The organism is Treponema denticola (genome assembly GCF_024400535.1).
Taxonomy (GTDB): Bacteria; Spirochaetota; Spirochaetia; order Treponematales; family Treponemataceae; genus Treponema_B; species Treponema_B denticola_C.
In genome coordinates this window covers 995,375-1,013,799 of sequence record NZ_CP038800.1, presented here as the reverse complement: position 1 = coordinate 1,013,799, position 18,425 = coordinate 995,375, and the positions used below count along the sequence as shown (strand labels likewise).

Annotated in this window: 17 protein-coding genes and 1 riboswitch; of the genes, 5 read left to right on the top strand and 12 right to left on the bottom strand. The window is 38.1% G+C overall.

Annotation, left to right across the window (positions count from 1 at the left end; translation table 11 throughout):
- Positions 1–40 precede the first annotated feature (40 nt).
- Positions 41–673 carry a shikimate kinase gene (locus tag E4N78_RS04590; RefSeq protein ID WP_255811874.1) on the bottom strand — a complete coding sequence of 211 codons (633 nt, stop codon included), beginning with the start codon at positions 671–673 and terminating at the stop codon, positions 41–43.
- A 48-nt stretch (positions 674–721) separates the two neighbouring features.
- Positions 722–1,162, bottom strand: coding sequence for a hypothetical protein (locus E4N78_RS04585; RefSeq protein ID WP_255811873.1), 441 nt, complete (start codon positions 1,160–1,162; stop codon positions 722–724).
- Between the two features lie 219 nt (positions 1,163–1,381).
- Between E4N78_RS04585 and rpsU the strand changes: the two genes are divergently transcribed.
- Positions 1,382–1,591: a 30S ribosomal protein S21 gene (gene rpsU, locus E4N78_RS04580; protein WP_002673965.1), complete on the top strand. Its 210-nt coding sequence runs from the start codon at positions 1,382–1,384 to the stop codon at positions 1,589–1,591.
- A 48-nt stretch (positions 1,592–1,639) separates the two neighbouring features.
- Here the strand turns inward: rpsU and E4N78_RS04575 are convergent, their stop codons facing one another.
- The 3 genes from E4N78_RS04575 to arcC are packed head-to-tail and all read right to left on the bottom strand — an operon-like array spanning position 1,640 to position 4,486.
- Positions 1,640–2,131, bottom strand: coding sequence for a GNAT family N-acetyltransferase (locus E4N78_RS04575; protein ID WP_002684149.1), 492 nt, complete (start codon positions 2,129–2,131; stop codon positions 1,640–1,642).
- A 34-nt stretch (positions 2,132–2,165) separates the two neighbouring features.
- On the bottom strand, positions 2,166–3,557 hold the full coding sequence (locus E4N78_RS04570) for an MATE family efflux transporter (protein WP_255811872.1): 1,392 nt from the start codon (positions 3,555–3,557) through the stop codon (positions 2,166–2,168).
- Positions 3,557–4,486 carry a carbamate kinase gene (arcC, locus tag E4N78_RS04565; RefSeq protein WP_044977559.1) on the bottom strand — a complete coding sequence of 310 codons (930 nt, stop codon included), beginning with the start codon at positions 4,484–4,486 and terminating at the stop codon, positions 3,557–3,559. The genes E4N78_RS04570 and arcC overlap by 1 nt, the downstream gene beginning before the upstream one ends.
- 292 nt (positions 4,487–4,778) lie before the next feature.
- On the opposite strand from arcC, the gene E4N78_RS04560 reads away from it, so the two are divergent.
- Positions 4,779–5,639 carry a flagellin N-terminal helical domain-containing protein gene (locus E4N78_RS04560; protein ID WP_002677466.1) on the top strand — a complete coding sequence of 287 codons (861 nt, stop codon included), beginning with the start codon at positions 4,779–4,781 and terminating at the stop codon, positions 5,637–5,639.
- A 56-nt stretch (positions 5,640–5,695) separates the two neighbouring features.
- Here the strand turns inward: E4N78_RS04560 and E4N78_RS04555 are convergent, their stop codons facing one another.
- From E4N78_RS04555 to E4N78_RS04540, 4 genes are all read right to left on the bottom strand, one after another.
- Positions 5,696–6,400 carry an orotate phosphoribosyltransferase gene (locus E4N78_RS04555; protein ID WP_255811871.1) on the bottom strand — a complete coding sequence of 235 codons (705 nt, stop codon included), beginning with the start codon at positions 6,398–6,400 and terminating at the stop codon, positions 5,696–5,698.
- A 153-nt stretch (positions 6,401–6,553) separates the two neighbouring features.
- Positions 6,554–7,432, bottom strand: coding sequence for an NAD(P)-dependent oxidoreductase (locus E4N78_RS04550; RefSeq protein ID WP_255811870.1), 879 nt, complete (start codon positions 7,430–7,432; stop codon positions 6,554–6,556).
- Positions 7,433–7,489: 57 nt separating this feature from the next.
- Positions 7,490–8,326: a formate/nitrite transporter family protein gene (locus tag E4N78_RS04545; protein ID WP_255811869.1), complete on the bottom strand. Its 837-nt coding sequence runs from the start codon at positions 8,324–8,326 to the stop codon at positions 7,490–7,492.
- A 41-nt stretch (positions 8,327–8,367) separates the two neighbouring features.
- The gene (locus E4N78_RS04540) at positions 8,368–9,234 is read right to left on the bottom strand and encodes an Rpn family recombination-promoting nuclease/putative transposase (protein ID WP_255811868.1); all 867 of its coding nucleotides are present in this window, start codon (positions 9,232–9,234) and stop codon (positions 8,368–8,370) included.
- A gap of 192 nt (positions 9,235–9,426) precedes the next feature.
- A riboswitch (cobalamin riboswitch) is annotated at positions 9,427–9,613 on the top strand.
- Between the two features lie 308 nt (positions 9,614–9,921).
- Here E4N78_RS04540 and E4N78_RS04535 point away from each other — a divergent pair.
- A complete protein-coding gene (locus E4N78_RS04535; protein ID WP_255811867.1) occupies positions 9,922–11,163 on the top strand; it encodes a Glu/Leu/Phe/Val family dehydrogenase in 1,242 nt (413 codons plus the stop codon).
- 10 nt (positions 11,164–11,173) lie between these two features.
- On the opposite strand, the gene E4N78_RS04530 is transcribed toward E4N78_RS04535, so the two are convergent.
- Both E4N78_RS04530 and E4N78_RS04525 read right to left on the bottom strand, forming a co-directional pair.
- The gene (locus E4N78_RS04530; RefSeq protein ID WP_255811866.1) at positions 11,174–12,607 is read right to left on the bottom strand and encodes an MGH1-like glycoside hydrolase domain-containing protein; all 1,434 of its coding nucleotides are present in this window, start codon (positions 12,605–12,607) and stop codon (positions 11,174–11,176) included.
- A 120-nt stretch (positions 12,608–12,727) separates the two neighbouring features.
- Complete coding sequence (locus E4N78_RS04525) at positions 12,728–14,659, bottom strand: hypothetical protein (protein WP_255811865.1); 1,932 nt, start codon at positions 14,657–14,659, stop codon at positions 12,728–12,730.
- A 55-nt stretch (positions 14,660–14,714) separates the two neighbouring features.
- Here E4N78_RS04525 and E4N78_RS04520 point away from each other — a divergent pair, with 55 nt between their 5' ends.
- A complete protein-coding gene (locus tag E4N78_RS04520) occupies positions 14,715–16,109 on the top strand; it encodes a tetratricopeptide repeat protein (protein ID WP_255811864.1) in 1,395 nt (464 codons plus the stop codon).
- A 12-nt stretch (positions 16,110–16,121) separates the two neighbouring features.
- Positions 16,122–16,778: a 5-formyltetrahydrofolate cyclo-ligase gene (locus tag E4N78_RS04515; protein WP_255811863.1), complete on the top strand. Its 657-nt coding sequence runs from the start codon at positions 16,122–16,124 to the stop codon at positions 16,776–16,778.
- 287 nt (positions 16,779–17,065) lie between these two features.
- On the opposite strand, the gene E4N78_RS04510 is transcribed toward E4N78_RS04515, so the two are convergent.
- Complete coding sequence (locus tag E4N78_RS04510; protein ID WP_255811862.1) at positions 17,066–18,394, bottom strand: ISNCY family transposase; 1,329 nt, start codon at positions 18,392–18,394, stop codon at positions 17,066–17,068.
- Between the last annotated feature and the right edge of the window lie 31 nt (positions 18,395–18,425).

The window sequence follows — 18,425 nt, the reverse complement described above, 5'->3', positions numbered from 1 at the left end:
ATAACATAAGAACAAGATTTTATCAAGCCTTAAATTTTATTTACAAAGATGAAATAATTTTATCTGCCGTTTCGTCGGGGGAGAGGCCTTTCGGATTTATGGAAAAGGAAGCCAAAGCCTTGTAAATTTTTATACGCCTTTTATATATCGAAAAAAAACGGTCTTCTGCATCTTTTTCATTTTTAATATTTTCTCCTAAAAATGCCGGATAAAAACCTTTTTTATACGCAACCGTTTTTATTCTATAAAAAATTTCGTCTGGAGCGGTATCGATTAAAATAATTCGGGGAAAATCTTTTAGCTTTTTGATAATGGCTTCGTTTTCCGCATAGCCTCCTCCGGTGCTGACAACGGCGTTTTTGTACCCACAGCTAACGGCATTTACATCATCACAGTGAACAGCATTTTCGCACTCACAATAAATGGCGTTTTTGTCATTGGAACAAGACGAAAATTTTTCGATTATTTTTTCGATTATTTTGTTAAGGCATTCAAATTCTTTTAGACGGAATTTTTTTTCTCCATGCGCCTTATAAAGTTCTCTTATCGTTTTCCCGTAAACTTCCTCCATATAGGAATCCGTATCTACAAAAGGAGCTTTAAGTTTTTTTGAAAGAGCCCTGCCCGTTTCGGTTTTTCCGGCTCGGCTCATTCCGATTAAAAATATAATCATCAAAATATTTCCTTATAACTGGTTATCGTGATAACTGGTTATCACGATTTATTTCTTTTCGATTTTGCGCAAAATGAGAAGTTCAGCCAATTCACCCGAATAAGGTTTTCTTTGGGCGTTTAAAAATGAAAGAGAGCCGTCTTTATTTTTTATAAAAAATTCGCTAGGAATGTTTTGTCTAAAATACAAAATAATAATCCCGTCCTTCGCTATAAGCCACTTACCATGCGAGATTTCAGGTTCCGTTCTTCCTTCTTTAAAAACTAAAACCCTTGCAGTTTGATCGGCTTTAAATTCTACCGAGTAGCTTGTAATTCCGCTTCGGGATGAAGGAAGGTCCATAACATAAAGGCCCAAAAAAGGATCTTCCGGTTCTTTTTCGATTAAAACCTTAGGCTTAGGAGGCTCCAATGGTTCTGCAATTCGGCGGCTCTTACAAGAAAAAAACAACAAGACAACAAAAAGCGGAGTGCAGAAAAAAAATGTCAATAATTTAAATCTTCGGTTTTTAATTTTTTTTACCTCGTTTTTTCTTTTCCAAGTATAACCTATAAATACATTCGATTCAATAGAAACGGAGCCTTATTACAGCCGGCCTTGACGGAAATGTAGAAAGGAATGCGGCAAAAAAATCGTCCTATTGACATATTCTTATATTTTCTATATAATCGGCTTTTAATCCTAAAGCCGGAGGGGGTGAAAAGAAAAATGGCATATGTAACAATTGACGATTCGGAGCATCTTGAAAAAGCTCTAAAAAGATTTAAGCGTCAAGTCGAAAAAGAAGGTATTATCCGCGAATGGAAAAAGAAGGAATTCTACGAAAAGCCTTCCACTGTTTTAAACAGAAAGAATAAGGCCCTCCGCCGAAAACTTATGAAAAAAACAAGACGCTCACGCGATTCAAAGAGCTATTAATGGAAAAGAGCTTGCGGTTTCAAACTTGAACCCAAGCTCTTTTTTTTATCAAAGCCCTTTTTCCATATAAATATAACCGTCCTCTCCATATTCTTTTAAAATATGCTCAGGTACCTTAGAGGCGGAAAAACCTAATCTTTTATAAAGTTTGATTGCTTTTTCATTTTGAGGAACAGGAGTAACCCAAACCTTTTTAGCACCTTTAAGTCTTGCCTGTTCTATAGTAAAACTCAAGGCCTTAGAGGCAATTCCTCTCCCCCGCGCCTTGGCAAACAGCTTAATATCAAGACTTGTAAGATTATCATGAACCGTATCGATGGAATACCAAGTTTCGCCGCAATAAACTTCCCCCTCAAAAACCGAATAATGCATAGATAGAGGACTTCTCTTTAGCAACCTATCATACCAACGGGCCAATTCTTCATCGGTTTGAACCAAACCATCCGGAAATCCTACAAATTTCATAACATCACCATCAGCCCATAAGGCTTTAACCAACGGAAGATCCTTTTTTTCGGTCGGTCTAATCAATATTTCCATATAACTACTTCCCTCCTTCTATAAAATAGAGAACTTATTTTTCAATCCTAGTCAAATTTTTGACCCAGCGTTCTTTTTTTAGCTGGACTTCGGCAAGGACGGCTTTCATTATACTGGTAAGTTTAGCAATTGCATACATAATAGGTGAAGACCAATCCGTAAAATAATATAACAAAAGCATACAGGGCATAAATAAGAACATATTTACCGTAGTATCTACCCAGACTCCCATAACCGCATCCCCTCCGGATCGGGCTATTGCATATTGGGTGTTCTGAACCGTCCATACAGGCATATAAAGAGCGATAAAGATTATAAGAAGCCTTGTAACCTCATGAGAAGCAGGACTTAAACTACGGAACACAATCGGAACCAGCATAATCGAAAAAAGCTCCAAAAGGGCTGTTCCAAGACCGAGTACAAAAGCACCTCTTTTAATCCAACGGGCCTGTTCCCTTGCCTCCTCAAGCTTATTCCTTCCAAGTGTACCGCCTATTATAACTCCTACCGAAGTACCTATTGCCGGAAAAACCAAAAAGAATAGGTTGGCAATTGTCCAGCCCGCAGACATACCGGCTACAACTTCAGGGCCTCCCCTGCTGTTATAAACTGCCGTTGCCACTATCTCGCTCAAAACCCAAGACATATCGGCAACAAAGATGAGGGCAGACTTTTTTAAAATCTCATAAAAAAGGTGAAGCTTTATTTTAAGCATGTCTTTTATTTTTACATAGAAAAGAGGCTTAACTTTTTTTGCATAAAGAACAAAAATTATAAGCTCGGCACAGCGGGCAATTACCGTAGCATAGGCAGCTCCTGCTACCTCAAGCCTTGGGGCTCCCAGATTTCCGTATATGAGCATGTAGTTTCCGATAGTATTTATAAGGGTTGAAACAAGGGATATATACATGGGAACCTTTACATTTCCCGTTTCACGGAAAGAGGAAGCTATTCCTATCGAAAAGGCTGTGGGAATAAACGATAATAGAATAACATTACTGTAAATTACGGCCTGCTCTACTATTTCTTTTTTTGCAGTATTACCATTCACCAGGAGGCCTAAAACAAGGTCGGGGATTGTAAGACAGATACCAAGAAGAGCAAGGGCGAAGATAAGGCCTGACATCTGCTTAAAGCGGTAGGCCTGCTGCATTCCTTCTTCATCCTTTGTGCCGTTATACTGCGACATAAACATTCCGCCAGCACTGCAAAGAATATTGAGGCCGGTTATGTATACAAAGATAATTTGATTGGCAACATTTACCCCGCTCATTTTTAGGTCGCCTAGATCGGCAACCATAAAGTTGTCTATAAGAGAAACAAGAGATTGAATAAAAAGCTGTACCATTACAGGTACAGCTAATTTTACGGCATTTTTATAAAAAGAAAAAGGCCCAAAATATTTATGTTTTAAATTTGTAACCACTATTTGATTATTGTTCCCGATTTACCGTCGATAGCATCCTTTGCTTTTTCCAAAAGGGTAATAAGGGCATAGCCTTTTTTGTTGGATTCGGCAAACTGGATGGCAGCCTGCACTTTCGGAAGCATAGAACCGGGAGCAAAGTGTCCTTCTTCAATATATTTTTTTGCTTCTGCAACCGAAATTTCTGAAAGCCATTTTTGGTCGGGCTTGTTAAAGTTGATAGCGACTTTTTCTACAGCGGTCAAGATGATAAGACAGTCTGCATTTAAAAGCTGAGCCAGCTTTGCACTTGCAAAGTCCTTATCGATAACGGCCGGAACGCCGCAAAGAGCGTTTCCTTTTTTTACGACAGGAATACCGCCGCCTCCGCAGGTTATAACTATTTGGCCCGCATCGCAAAGAGCCCTGATACTTTCGATTTCCGCAATATCTACCGGCTTTGGAGAAGCCACGACCCGTCTGTAACCTCGGCCTGCATCTTCTACAACATTTTCACCCTTAGCGGTTAAAATATCGGCTTCTTCCTTGGTCATAAAACTGCCTATGGGTTTTGTAGGTTTTGAAAAGGCCGGATCCGAAGGATCTACAAGTACCTGAGTTATCAAGGTAGCAACGGGCTTATTGATACCGCGGTTTAAAAGCTCTTCCCTTAAAGCGGCTTCCAAATCGTTTCCTATATAACCTTGACTCATAGCAACGGAAACGGCAAGTTCGGGTTCCGAAGTTTTAGGATCGATTTTATGGTATTCGGACATCGCCAAATGAATCATTCCAACCTGAGGCCCGTTTCCATGAGAAACGATTACTTGATGCCCCTCTTCGGCTAAATCGGCAATGGCCTTCGCCGTAATTTTAACGGCCTTTCTTTGTTCTTCCAAATTATTTCCCAATGCATTGCCGCCTAAGGCAATAACAATCTTTTTCGGCATAGAATTCTCTCCTTAAATGGAATTATCTCCTTAATCCGCCGATTATATAGAATTTTTTTAATTGTTTCAAGCATGGCCTAATATCAAATCGAAGCAAACATTAAGTTAAAACACAAATATTTAATCTTTTTTCTTAAGTCTTTTTTTAGTTCTCCGATAAATGAATTAAGCACAGCTTAAATTTTAATGTGCTTCCGTCTTCTGCGGAATGACAGAGGATCCGGAAATGACATATCGGCAGGGATGCCGCGGGAATTTTAAAATTGCCGAAAATCACCAAAGGAGTAGGAATATGATCATTAATCACAACATGAGCGCTATGTTTTCACAGAGAACATTGGGTCACACCAATTTGATGAACCAAAAAAACATAGAAAAACTTTCTTCAGGTTTACGCATTAACCGAGCGGGCGATGATGCATCCGGTTTGGCCGTATCAGAAAAAATGAGAAGCCAGATCCGCGGTTTGAACCAAGCAAGTGCCAACGCACAAAACGGCATTTCTTTTATTCAAGTTGCAGAAGCTTTCCTTCAGGAAACTACAGATGTTATCCAGAGAATCCGCGAACTCAGCGTTCAGTCTTCCAACGGTATTTACTCGGCAGAAGACAGATTGTACATTCAGGTTGAAGTATCTCAGCTCATCGCTGAAGTAGACCGAATTGCAAGCCACGCACAGTTTAACGGTATGAATATGCTTACCGGAAGATTCGCTCAAGAAACCGGAGAAAATACCGTAACTGCTTCTATGTGGTTCCACATCGGTGCCAACATGGATCAGAGAACTCGAGCTTACATTGGAACAATGACAGCTAAGGCTCTCGGCGTTCGCAATGTCGGAGATGAATCGATTATGACAATCGATACACCCGAAACAGCTAACCGCGCTATCGGTACCCTTGATGAAGCCATCAAGAAGATCAACAAGCAAAGAGCCGACCTTGGTGCATACCAGAACAGACTCGAACTCACTGTTGTAGGTATCAATATCGCAGCAGAAAACCTCCAAGCCTCCGAATCACGAATCCGTGACGTAGATATGGCTAAAGAGATGGTAGATTATACCAAAAACCAGATTCTCACACAGTCCGGTACAGCAATGCTTGCACAGGCAAATCAGGCAACTCAGAGTGTCATGACCTTGTTAAGGTAAGCTGTAAACAGTTTGACGGAAAAGCGGTTCTTTTTAGAACCGCTTTTTTTTATTTTTTAGACCTTGGGAAAACCGTGTTTTTCGCCCCAACCGAAGGGATCGAGCCTCCATTCTCCCAGACTCTTTTTATTTTCTTCGCTTATATAGTTTTGCTTTACAGCCTCATCCAGCATAATATCATAGTTTAAAATAGTAACCGGAATACAGGGAGGTTTTAATTCGGCAAAGGCTTTTTCGGCTTCTGCAAATCCGTAAGAAAAGATAGCAAAACAAAATGGGACCTTTCCGTTTGCATTACGCACGGCCTCAACAGCCTTGATGGAGCTTCCCCCCGTCGAAATTAAATCTTCAACAACAAGTACGCCGGCCCCTTTATAATCCGCATTGGCACCTAAACCCTCAATCTGGTTTTTTAGGCCGTGATCTTTTCCGCCCGAGCGTACATAGGAAACGCTTTTTTTCAAGAGGTCTCCTAAACTTACGGAATGAGGAATTCCTGCCGTTGCAGTTCCTGCAAGCCATTCGGGATCAAAGTCAACTGCTTTTAAAAGCTCTGCGAAGGCTTCGGCTATAGTACGGCGCATCTCAGGCAGGGCTAAAAAACGGCGGTTATCGTTATAAATGGGCATACGGTAGCCTGATGCCCAAGTAAATGGATCATTGGGAGAAAGCTTTAAGGCTCCCAACTCAAAAGCCGTTTTAGCCAAAAGCGGCCCATATTTTTTTTGAACCTCTGCTATTTTTTTTTCATCTTTGTGCATAAAATTTCCCTTTAGATAGTCTTATGGCTGCCCGTAAAAACTTTGTTAGATTTTTACAGGCAGCCGACGAGTTTTCCATAAGTCATCATAATATAAAGACTTATGGAAAACTCGCAAATTAGATTTAAGGAAACTCTCTAAAAACTGAAGTTTTTAGAGAGTCTTATAATATTCATAGATGGCCTGCGTTCCTTTTTCGGCATAGCCTTCTTCATTCATCTTGTTAAAGAAATTTTGTGCAAGCTCCAAAACGGGAATATGCAGTTTGAGTTCCTTTGCAACATTTAAGGTTATGTTTAAATCCTTTAAAAAGTGTTTAATATAGAAGCCCGGAGCAAAATCTTTTTGAAGCATCTTAGGCCCGTTGTTTAAAATCTGCCAGCTTCCTGCAGCACCGCCCCCGATCGCCGAAAGCATTTTTTGAGGGTCAAGGCCTGCAGCCTCGGCATAACAGACAGCTTCGACCGTACCGAAAAGGTTTGCGGCTACGGCTATTTGGTTTGCCATCTTAGTATGCTGCCCTGCCCCTGCACCTCCTTGAAGAGCCCAAGTTTTTCCCATGCAGGCAAAAAAAGGTTCCAACTCTTTAAAGGCTTTTTCATCTCCGCCTGCCATAATCGAAAGGGTGCCGTTTTTAGCTCCTATATCTCCGCCTGAAACGGGAGCGTCTACAGAAAAACATTCTTTTTTCTTTGCCTCATCATAAATCTTTTTTGCCAAAATCGGACTTGATGTCGTCATATCAGCAAAAATCGTTCCGGGCTTTGCGGTTTTTAATAAACCCTTTTCTCCGAAATATGTTTCTTCAACATCTTGCGGATAACCGACAATCGTAAAGATGATTTTACAATTGGGAGCAAGGCTTGCCGGATCATCATACCAAACAGCCCCCTTTGAAAGAATCTCTTCGGCGGATTTTTTTGTACGCGTAAAAACATGCATCTTAGCACCGGCCGCTCTTAATCTTTCAGCCATGCTCTTTCCCATAACTCCAAGGCCTATAAAGCCCACATCGCAATTTTCAACATTCATAATTTAAATTCTCCTTATAAAAATTTTTTGCGGGAAGCGGCAGCTTCCGAAAAAAAGTTATTTTTTCTTATAACAAATCCAATAAAACATTCCGACAAAAAAGGCTCCGCCTATTATGTTTCCGAGAGTAACGGGCATTAAATTCTTTATAAAAAATGCACCCCAATTTATATTTGAAAGAGCCTCGGCGGAAAGGCCTGAAGCGGCAGCATAGGCCGGAACGCTTTTCGAGAAAATCCCCGCAGGGATATAGTACATGTTTGCAACACTGTGCTCAAAACCGGAAGTTATAAAAAGCCAAATCGGGAAAAAGGCGGCAAGCATTTTTCCGGTCATATCCTTAGCGCCATAGCAGAGCCAGACCGCAAGGCAGACCAGCCAATTACACATAATTCCTAAAAAAACAGCCTGCACAAAAGAAAGCGAAACCTTGCCGTAAGCAATTTTTATTGTAATCCCGCCCAAAAGACTTGCACCGCTTGAAAGCTGTCCGCTTTTTACGATTAAAAAAGCAATAAAAACAGAACCTATAAGGTTCCCGATATAAACGGCAAGCCAGTTTTTAAGCATTGCAGTAAGGCTCACCTTTTTTTCTAAAGCAGCTGCAATGATTAAATTATTTCCCGTAAAAAGCTCGGCTCCGGCAAGGAGCACCAAGATAAGCCCTACAGGAAAGATAAGCCCTGCAACGAATTTTCCAAGGCCGTAAGTTTCAGGCTTGGCAAAAAGTCCGAAAGCAGCCATATTGGAGCCTTCCGAAGCAAAGGCAATAAAAACCCCTGCCAAAAATCCTAGGCAAAGCAGCTTCCACACCGGGGTCGAAGCCTTTGCAATACCCTTTTGCACCGTAACTTCCAAAATCTCAGCAGGATCACAATACATTTTTTCAGACATACACGCCTCCTTAATACCACTATGCAGATTTTATTATTAATTTATAGTTTTTCGATTTCTTCACAGCTTAAACCTGTAGCTTTTGTGATTGCTTCTACGGCAAACCCCATTTCAGCTAAATTTTTAGCAGTTTCCAGTTTATTTTGGTAAACGCCCTGAGATATTCCCTCAGCAAAGGCTATTTCCCGTTCTTCAGCACGCTGCACAGCTATATCTGTTTCATAATCATATTCGGCTAGTAACATATTCAATACCTCCTTAGTCTTGCGTTTTAAATAATCACGCAATATATCATTTGCTATACATTCTTCAATCGCTTTTTGAAAACCGTTTTGAGGATCTGTTTTTTTCCATCTTCGTACCGTTTCTACAAATATTGTGTACTCATACATCGTTTTGCAGTTTTTAAGCAAGGGATGGCGATTTTGCTGATTTATGTTTATTATCTTAACGGTCAACTCAAGATTAGGTTTTACCGCCTTTTCTATAAAAGCATCTGATAGTTTTAATGTTTTATCGGAAGGATAGGTTTCATCCCCATTATAAAATACATAAAATTCGGGCGTCGGAATGTTTAAGAGTTTACGGCTGTATTTTTCTTTTGATTCAAATAGAGTTTCATAAAGGCGGCTTATGTATTCAAGGCAACGTAAAGGCATATTTGGGTTTATAGTGGATTGATGCTCTACCAGCACTATGATTTTGTTATCAATAAGATATGACACATCATTATAGAATGTCATATAAAGTACCTGATCAAGCCTTACATTTTTCAGCTGTGCTGTAGCCGTAAGTTTGGTGCCGTGTAATGCATTATAAAGAGACAAAAAATTCTCTTTCGCCTTTTCATCTTCACTGAACAAATCAACAAAAACCGAATCCTTGTATTTTCTGTTTGAAGTACTCATATCACACCTCTTTTTAATTGGTAATGAAATTACAAATTATCCACTACCAATTAACTCTCAATCCCCCTTACAAATCAAGTATATCATAGAACAGTAGATTTTTCAATTGTCAGAGTGTTGAATCTCGATTGGATTGGTGTACCGATTTTGACATCTTGACTTATTTTTTATAAAAGTATAGAATTGTGTTTAAATAACGGTTTCGGTCTTGGTGCTCCTTTTAGCTAAGGAGTGAAAAGGGAATCAGGTGAAAGTCCTGAGCAGTCCGGCTGACGTAAGTGAGAGAGTTGGTTTTCAAAATGCCACTGGTTTATTCCGGGAAGGCGAAAATCAATGATGACCTCCGAGCCGTAAGACCTGCCAATGACTATGAGGGTAAAATGCAAGTTTTGCCCGTGCCGCACTCTGCTTGGACTCATGAGTTGCAGCAAAATTTATCGTGTTAATCATATTTATTTCCTCTATTGCTCCTTGGGCTGTTTGAAGATTTTGTCAAGTTTTCTTCGTTTAGCCTTGAGTACATCCGATTGATACCCTTGGGTGTACATTTTGAGGAAACCTAAATCCCTTTGCGGACCGGAATCGTTTTTCTTTATTTAAATCAAAATTCGAATTTTCTCCCTGATAACTTTCAAAAATACGGCTTTTAATGTATAATCATCATAAACTATTTTTAAGAAGGATTTTATGGCGAATACATACGAAAAACTTTTAAGCACTATAACGGAAGCTGCAAATACGGCTAATCTGGCAGAAGACGATTACATATCCCTTTTAAGCCCTGAAAGAGAGATGCATGTTTCAATACCCGTAAAAATGGATAACGGAAAAATCAAGGTTTTTAGCGGATACAGGGTCCAGCATTCTACATTAAGAGGCCCGGCAAAGGGAGGTATAAGATTTCACCAAGATGTAAACATCGATGAGGTACGCTCCCTTGCTGCATGGATGACCTTTAAGTGTGCCGTTGCCGACATTCCCTACGGGGGAGGAAAAGGAGGCATCTGTGTAGACCCTTCAAAACTTTCAGAAACGGAACTTGAAAAGCTGACAAGAGGATACACAAGGCGGATTGCATCTTTTATAGGCCCTAAGATAGATATACCTGCCCCGGACGTCGGAACAAATGCAAAGGTTATGTCCTGGATAGCGGACAGCTACAGTGAATATGCCGGAGAATTCAGCCCCGCAGTTGTTACGGGAAAACCGCTTCCTCTCGGCGGGTCTAAAGGACGAGTAGAAGCCACAGGCCGGGGAGTTCTTTTTGCAACAAGGGAAATTTTAAAGAAACTTAATAAAAACTTAAAAGACCAAAGTGTAGTTATTCAAGGTCTTGGAAATGTCGGCGGCGTTACTGCAGATCTTTTTTATAAAGAGGAAGCCAAGATAATTGCAATAAGCGATACAAGCAGCGCAATATACAATGAAAAAGGCTTAAATATTCCTCAAATACTCAAACACAAAAAAGAAGGAAAAAAACTCAATTCTTTTGCCGGAGATTTTACAAGGCTCTCCAATGAAGAACTATTGGAGCTTAAAGCCGATATTTTAATTCCGGCGGCCCTCGAAAATCAAATTACCGAAAAAAATGCATCAAATATTAAGGCTTCCATAATCATCGAGGCTGCAAACGGCCCCGTTACCCCTGAAGCCGATAAAATCCTCGAAAAAAATAACATTATAACTGTGCCCGATGTTCTTGCAAATTCAGGAGGCGTAATCGTTTCATACTTTGAATGGGTGCAAAACCTGCAAAGCTTTTATTGGACGGAAGAAGAAGTCAACAAGCGCCTTGAAGATAAGATGATTGAAGCCTTCAAGCTGGTATGGGATGAAAAAGAAGCCTATAATGTCAGCATGAGAAAGGCTGCCTATATTAAGGCTTTAAAGCAGCTTGTAGAAACTCAAAAAGTTAAGGGAATTAACTAAACCGGCTTTTTTAAAGTTTGTCTATCAGCATTGAACACTTACCCGACGGAATCGGCAAGGTCTTCTTCTTTTCGTTTAGGATATTTATGGTAAAATAATAGAGCTTTTCGCTTTCCATGTGAATCTCCCATCCCCTCTGGCTCTTGGACGAAAGAATAGTGATTAGGTTTCTTTTAAGGCTTAAGTTTTCAATACCCATGACTTCAAGATTGGGAACAGTCCAGTTGACAGTCTTACGCGGGAGACTTATCGAAAGACCTATAACATTTTCTATCATAAGACTTATTGTAGAAAGGCCGACCCTTAAAAGGTACTGTTTTCTAGGGAAAGCAGGTTTTCCCTTCCAATGTGCAGGCCCTTCCTTTACCGGAGAATAAGCTTCCCATAAGAAGCCTTGTTTTTTTGAGTTTCCTGCGGGAGAAAGGGTTTCAAGCACGTAGTATAAATGTCTTATAGCACATTCACGGGCTAATTCCCAACGGTTATATTTTTCAAGTCCCTTTATAACAACAAAATTTAAAATAGGAAAAACGCTGCCGCAGGCACCGTTTCCGGCCTCATCATATTCGGGCTCATTAGCGGCAAGGCTTGGAAAAGGATGATCAACACCGAAAGTGTTAGGGTTTGATAAATGTTCAACCAAAAGAGCGGCCTTATCTTCGTTAGGAATTTCGGCAAGCATGGGCCAAAAACCGGCGAGAGTCTTTTTCTTTATCTGGTTTCCTGAAGCATCAAGGTCATAATAAAACCCCTCCTCTTCATTCCACATCATAGAATTGATTCTGGTCTTTATCGTAAAATACATTCTCTTGTATTGGAAGTCTATTTCTTTGTCATTCAGTATATCTCCCAAAGCTGACATATAAAGAGCATTTATAGCCAGAGCCGAATTAAAATCGGTTAAAAATGCAGCTTCTTTTCGAGGGGTATTGGGCATATTAACTGCTTCGAGCGGTGTTTTATATAAACCGTTATCGGTTTTAAACATCTTATCAATCCAGTCCATGTACTTGGTCAAAACAGGCATAATATCCTTTACTCTCTTCTTATTTCCTGTTTTATGATAAATATTATATTCAGCCCAAGCAAATAGAGGCATTCCAAGACCTTCAGGATTGTCTCTTTTTATGACGGGTTCCTTTGTATCAAAATTATAACGGTTTCGTATAGCTCCGTTTGCTTCCTGGCGTTCGTAAAAAAAGTCCAAAGCAGAGTTAGGCGTATAATTTTTGTTTGAATAAACAAAAAAGAAAGATGAAAATATCGTTTCATATTGATTTAAAAAATTACCGTCATCTTCAGGATAAATAAAAAATCCCTCCGTACTCTGTTTACCGTCACCAGTTGAATGCCAAAATTCATGTACTAAGGCCCATGTTCTATCATAAATGTCTACAAAATCTTGATCATAGAAATGAACACGCGGAAAATCTCTTTTATTCACCTTATCTCCTTAAAATTCTCAAACAACAACATAATATAGTATACCACATTTTTATAAAAAAGGATAGTTTTTTACCGATATTTATAAAAAAAATTTAAAAAGCCTATGATTTTTTAATCATTATTCGTCTGCGGAATCGGAATTTTCTTCAGTTACTGCATTTGCTTCGGAATTTGCAGCAGTATCGTTTTCCGTATTAGGCACGGAAACAGGCACGGGCACAGGTGCCGGTGCAGGCGGACGCCCTAAAAACAGTACAATTTCTTCATCGTCTTTTTTATGACGTAATTTAAGCAGGAGGGTTCGGCTCCTCTCATCATATACATAACCTGAAGAATCGTAAATTTCAAAGCGCGGATCGGTTCTAAAATCTATGCCATGAATTTGAATTCGGTAAAAGGGCCTTATACCCCTCAAAATCACATAATGGGTTTCTCCGGCTTTAAAAGAAAACCTAAAACTTAATATTTTTGCATCATTTTTAAGAATATTAACATCCTTTGCAGATGTCCAAGCCCAAATACCGGCTTCTGCTTTTAGAGCCAAGGACTCGGCATGGGGATAGGTAAAATTATCTTTTATTGCCGAAGAATATAATTTTTCGGCATGAAGGATCATGACATCATTTGCCATGAGGCCCAATTTTTTTGCCTTATCTCCTTGAATGTCAAACGAAGCCGGAAGACTCGCTGACTCGCCTCCAAGGGAAAGGATGGATGAATATAGAGCTTGACCTACAGCCTTCCATGTTCTTTTTTCAGGGTATTCGGTCCCGTAGCGAATTAAAACAGCGGCCGAATCCAAAGATTTTTCTGTGTTGATAGTTTTTGCATCATCTGAAAGATATAAACCTTCATCTATCGAAAATAAAGAATTCTTTAAAACGGCTTCGCACTTTTCAGACTGTTCCATAAAGATATTTTGTCTATTTGGAAAATAAAGAGCATAATCCATTGCGGCAGCCAATATTCCGGCAGCATCAAAGGCGTTTAATGCTTCTTGAGCAGTGTTTAAGGCTGTTTTTTCCAAGGCCGGAATCAAATTTGTCCTTGAGCTATTTACTAAAAAAGGAATAAGGCCTTCTTTATGAAATGGAGATAAAACTCCTTTTGCTATACCGTTCTCAATATCTGTCAAGGTCTTTTTATCGGCTGAGGCAAGACTCTTTTCATTTTGAACAAGGTTATCATAAAAAGAACAGGACTTATAGGTCCTTTTATCTTTCGGCAAAAGAGAGGCCGGAGCTGTTGTCAAAGCTTGAGAATACTCGCCCCTAAAAGCTTTTTCTGCAATATATGCGGTTAATGTATCTTCGTTATAATTTTTTGCTGCAATATTATTTGAAAAATAACTTAAAGCTTTTTCTCTAAAAGATTGTTTTACTTGGTTATAGTATTCATCACTTGCAATGGGAATACGGGGAATCATGTCAAATTCCAAACTTTGTGATTGAACATAGGTCTCATAAAAAGCGGTCCGCTGCGAACTGGAAAGGATTAGATGGGGCAATTCCGATGAATCATCGGTATTACCGAACCCGTAACCGCCTCTAAAAATAAAACGGTCTTTTCCGTATCTTAAAAATATCTGTTCATCTTGACGCTCAAGACGGGCTGACTGAGTCAACTTCCAAGGAAAATATACGGTATCTATCTCAAAAGGAAAAGAGGCAGCAATTTTTACAGTATCCGCAGTTTCTGAAGTATACGAAGTAAAATCTATTAAAACATTATTTGAGCATACTATACTAAAAGAATCATCTGTCTTTTTATATTCTAAAACCTTTAATGCAAGCTCTTTATTATCATTTGTCTTTGCAATAATCGGACTTTGGTCAGTAATATAAAAATCGAGTCCGTTCGAAACTATATGAAGCGGTAAAAGAGGCATAACATTCCCTTTTTCATCAACCTCATCCCGTCCCGAAACGGACATAGCTCCTATTGTATAATAAAAAGTCTTTCCTATGGTAAACTGAATAACAAAAATGCCGAAAATAATTAATATATATAATAAACTTAGTGCAATTACCCTACTTGATTTGCGTTTCATAATGTTATAGTTTATATAAACTAAAGAATAATTGCAATACTTACAAGGAGTTATTATGAAAATAACCAAACAAATTCTAATCTATTTTGGCTTTTTTATTGTATTTATGCTATTTTTTTCGTGTAAAACAACTGAAGAGGCTGTTAAAGAACCTGCAATTGAACAAACAAAAAAAAGCCCACGGGAAGAATTTACCGATAAGATTACAAAACTCTTAAACAATCAAGATTTTGAGGGTATTATAAAACTGATAGATGAATCGGATTCGGAGATAACCGATGATTTTAAAATACAATATTTAAAGCTGTCCATCCTTACTTCGATGGGAAAAGCAAAAGAAGCGGAGAGTTTTGCCGAAGAACTAAGCAAAACTTACCCTAATAATACCGACATCCTTTATGCTCAAGTTATGCTTGCCCAAGCTGAAAACAATCTTAAAAAGAGAGATCAATATTTAAAAAAAATATTGGCCATAAATCCTAAAGATTCGAGAGCTTTAACAGCACAGGGAATGGATTTTTACTCGGTTAAAAAATATAACGATGCAAGAAGAAAATTTATAGAGGCCTACAAAGCAGATCCGAAATGTACTGAGGCTCTTATAGGTCTAGGCCGTATAAATTACCTTGAAAATAAACTTGATCAGGCTGAATCGAATTTAACGGCAGCATTGGAGCTTGAACCGGATAACAGCATTGCCCTCGCAGAGCTTGCACGGGTAAAATCCGAAACAAACAGGATGTATGAGGCTTTAAAAGATGTAAAAAGGGCAGCAGAAATTGAACCGGCCAATACGAGCCATTGGATGGATATAGGCTCATACAATTCTACAATAGGCCGAAAAGAAGAAGCAAGAAAAGCTTACTCTAAGATAATAGAGCTTACCCCGGACTCCTACATAGCCTATATTTACCGAGCCGGATTAAATGACGAGTTAGGTTATAAAGAAGAAGCCCTAAAGGACTATATAACCGTGTGCAATCTTTATCCGCCCTATTACTTTGCTCTGGAAGGAGCCGGAATCTTGTTCTGGGAAAAAGGAGACTGGGTAAATGCAGGCACGGCGTTTTTAAAAGCCTTAAATAAGGCTCCGGCTTCTTATCAATATGCCCTTTTATATACAATAAGCCTATATAAACAAAACAAAAATCAGGATGCAAAAAAATTTATGCAAAACTATATAAAAACCATAAACCGGACAGAAAAAGAAAACGAATACTTTTTATGCCGTCTCTTTATAGATTTTGCAGGAGACAGCGAGCTATTAAATAAAGTATCGGCAGAAAAAGATCTTGTAAAAAAGGGAAGAATGTTTTTTTATCTTGGAGAATTCTATTCAATAACAAAAAAACATAGCCTTGCCGATAAATGTTATCTTGAGCTGCTTTCGATTGAAAATCCGGCATTTTTCGAATATCGGCTTGCAAAAAAAGCTATGAAAATAACCTAAAGGAAAAAATAAATGCTTAACGAAAAAAAAGCGGAAATCCGCAGACTTATAAAAGATTACTTTAAAGATGCTAAAACTATAAGCAAAATAAAACAAGAAGAAGAATTACAAAATTCAAAAGATTATTGTAAGCTGTTTTTAAACAAAATCCCTGCTTACGTTGCTTCTAAAACAATTTTTGCTTATAACCCGATAAGCGGGGAATTTCCTACTTTAGGGCTTTTAAGGCAAGCAGAGGAAGATAAAAAGACTATAGCCCTTCCCCTTGTACAAGGAAAGGATCTCCTCTTTAAGAAAATTGAATTTAAAAACGGAAAAATAGAACCTCTGGAACTCGGAGTATATGGAATAATGGAGCCTGCAAAAAATGCTTTAACCCTATTTCCGCAAGAAGAAAAAGATAAAGACATATGTACCTTAGAGTTTCCTCTTTTAATTTTAGTCCCCGGAAGGGCATTTTCAAAAAACGGAGAAAGAATGGGCCGAGGAGGAGGTTTTTATGATCGGTTCTTTGAAAAGCTTTTTAAAAGCATAAAAAAGGAAGAAGTCTACCTTGCGGGTCTTTGTTTTTCGGGGCAAATTTTAGACTCAATCCCAATGGGAGAATTTGACCAACCTGTAGACCTTGTCGTAACGGAAGCGGATGTTTACTTTAAGCAGAGCAAATAGCAGTGCTTAAAACAAAATTTGATAAAATCATAAAAAATACGAATTTTCTATGTCAATACTTTCTGTAAAAAATAATTAATTTTTTTTAATTTTAGCATTATTTTGATGTTTTGTCCATACTTTTTATAAAAATATCAGGATTTACACACATAAAAAGGAAAAAAAATCTTAAAACACCCTAAAGATAGAGCATTTTGTGATATTTTTAGGGTAAAAGGATATGGTTCACCCTAAGCCTTTAAAAAATAGGCTAAAAAGAGATTGTAATGTCTTTGAAAATTAAAATTTTAACCTACTAAGTGATAAACGCTTTCTTCTTTTGCATCTAGGAAAAGATACTTATTAAATAAATCCTTCCAAACTATAGGGATAGATAATCTATCTTTACCTAATGCTTTTTTATTTTTATCGAGTTGTTCAAGTTCAACATCATAGAATTTATCGTTAATTTTTACTTTCATACCCCATTCAGCATTTAAGTAAATTTCTACATAGCGTAATCTTACATCTGTATATTTACCTAAAACTTTAAATTTATAATTATGAGAAGAAAAAACGCCGGCAGCATCGGTTTTTCTATGGTGTTTGATAGAGAAAAGCTCTGTTAAATTGTCTTTTTTTGATATGGGAATGTAAGATTTTTTTTCTTCTTTAGGTTCAACTGCGAATTCTTTATTATACTCATCAACATATTTTTCCAAAAACTTATTGGCGCTGTCTATATCATTAATACCGTTTTGCATAAAAAGAAAAGGCAGCCTTCTTTGAAGAGTTCCGCCAGCCCTTTCTACCCGGCCTTTTGATTCAGGCGAAAAGCAAGGGAGCATTTTAATTCCTAATTGATTTTCTAAAATTTCTCCCATTTGAGTCTTTTTTTCAGTGATACCTGATAGCTGATCTTCAATGCTTAAATTATCCTTTTGTCTTTTGCTGTTAAAAAATACGCTTGCTCTATCAGAAGCAAGTTCTTCAGGTAAACCATATCTTTTTATTCCCTGTTTAAAGACTTCCGAGTAACCAAAAAAACACTCATTTTTAGTCATAAAAAGTCCTAATAGTTTTCCTGTTGCGTCATCTTGCAAAATATGAATGGTCAGTTCTTCATCACCGCCTAGCCAGTTAAAGGGGCTTCCATCGGTAAGCCACAGATCACCTTCATGTTTTCGTCTTTCTCTATATTCATGCATTTTTTTCTTTTCTTTAGAACGATGAGCATAAGGCGTTTTCTTTCCGTTTTGTTTTAAAATATTATAAGCGGAGCTATATGATATTGATATTTCGTATGCTTCTTTAATAGCTTTTCTAAACATAACAAAAGAACAGGGTTTAATTCTTCTTTTTTCACACAAAACTTCGTATTCTGTAAACATTTTCACAATTTGAATTTTAAATTCATCACTAAATTTTTTAGGCGGTTTACCCCTCTTTTTCAATGTAAGCAAAGAATTTACGCCTTCTTTTCTTGCCTTATGTGCCAAATTATAAATGTACGATTCAGATAATTGGAGTCTTTTGGCTGCATATTCTGCTGTAATTTCCCTTGTTAAGAACTGTCCGATAATTGTAAGACGATTATTTAAATCTTTTGCAAAAATAGATTTTTCATTTCTCTTCATAAAAAGTTTATCGGGAAAAGACAGATATTTA

Bases quoted from the DNA above. Each gene is read 5' to 3' on its own strand.
- E4N78_RS04555 (WP_255811871.1), bottom strand. From the start codon at position 6,400: ATGCACAAAGATGAAAAAAAAATAGCAGAGGTTCAAAAAAAATATGGG.
- E4N78_RS04525 (WP_255811865.1), bottom strand. From the start codon at position 14,659: ATGAAACGCAAATCAAGTAGGGTAATTGCACTAAGTTTATTATATATA.
- E4N78_RS04535 (WP_255811867.1), top strand. From the start codon at position 9,922: ATGGCGAATACATACGAAAAACTTTTAAGCACTATAACGGAAGCTGCA.
- E4N78_RS04590 (WP_255811874.1), bottom strand. From the start codon at position 673: ATGATTATATTTTTAATCGGAATGAGCCGAGCCGGAAAAACCGAAACG.
- E4N78_RS04510 (WP_255811862.1), bottom strand. From the start codon at position 18,394: ATGAAGAGAAATGAAAAATCTATTTTTGCAAAAGATTTAAATAATCGT.
- rpsU (WP_002673965.1), top strand. From the start codon at position 1,382: ATGGCATATGTAACAATTGACGATTCGGAGCATCTTGAAAAAGCTCTA.
- E4N78_RS04520 (WP_255811864.1), top strand. From the start codon at position 14,715: ATGAAAATAACCAAACAAATTCTAATCTATTTTGGCTTTTTTATTGTA.
- E4N78_RS04575 (WP_002684149.1), bottom strand. From the start codon at position 2,131: ATGGAAATATTGATTAGACCGACCGAAAAAAAGGATCTTCCGTTGGTT.
- E4N78_RS04545 (WP_255811869.1), bottom strand. From the start codon at position 8,326: ATGTCTGAAAAAATGTATTGTGATCCTGCTGAGATTTTGGAAGTTACG.
- E4N78_RS04540 (WP_255811868.1), bottom strand. From the start codon at position 9,234: ATGAGTACTTCAAACAGAAAATACAAGGATTCGGTTTTTGTTGATTTG.
- E4N78_RS04560 (WP_002677466.1), top strand. From the start codon at position 4,779: ATGATCATTAATCACAACATGAGCGCTATGTTTTCACAGAGAACATTG.
- arcC (WP_044977559.1), bottom strand. From the start codon at position 4,486: ATGCCGAAAAAGATTGTTATTGCCTTAGGCGGCAATGCATTGGGAAAT.
- E4N78_RS04550 (WP_255811870.1), bottom strand. From the start codon at position 7,432: ATGAATGTTGAAAATTGCGATGTGGGCTTTATAGGCCTTGGAGTTATG.
- E4N78_RS04515 (WP_255811863.1), top strand. From the start codon at position 16,122: ATGCTTAACGAAAAAAAAGCGGAAATCCGCAGACTTATAAAAGATTAC.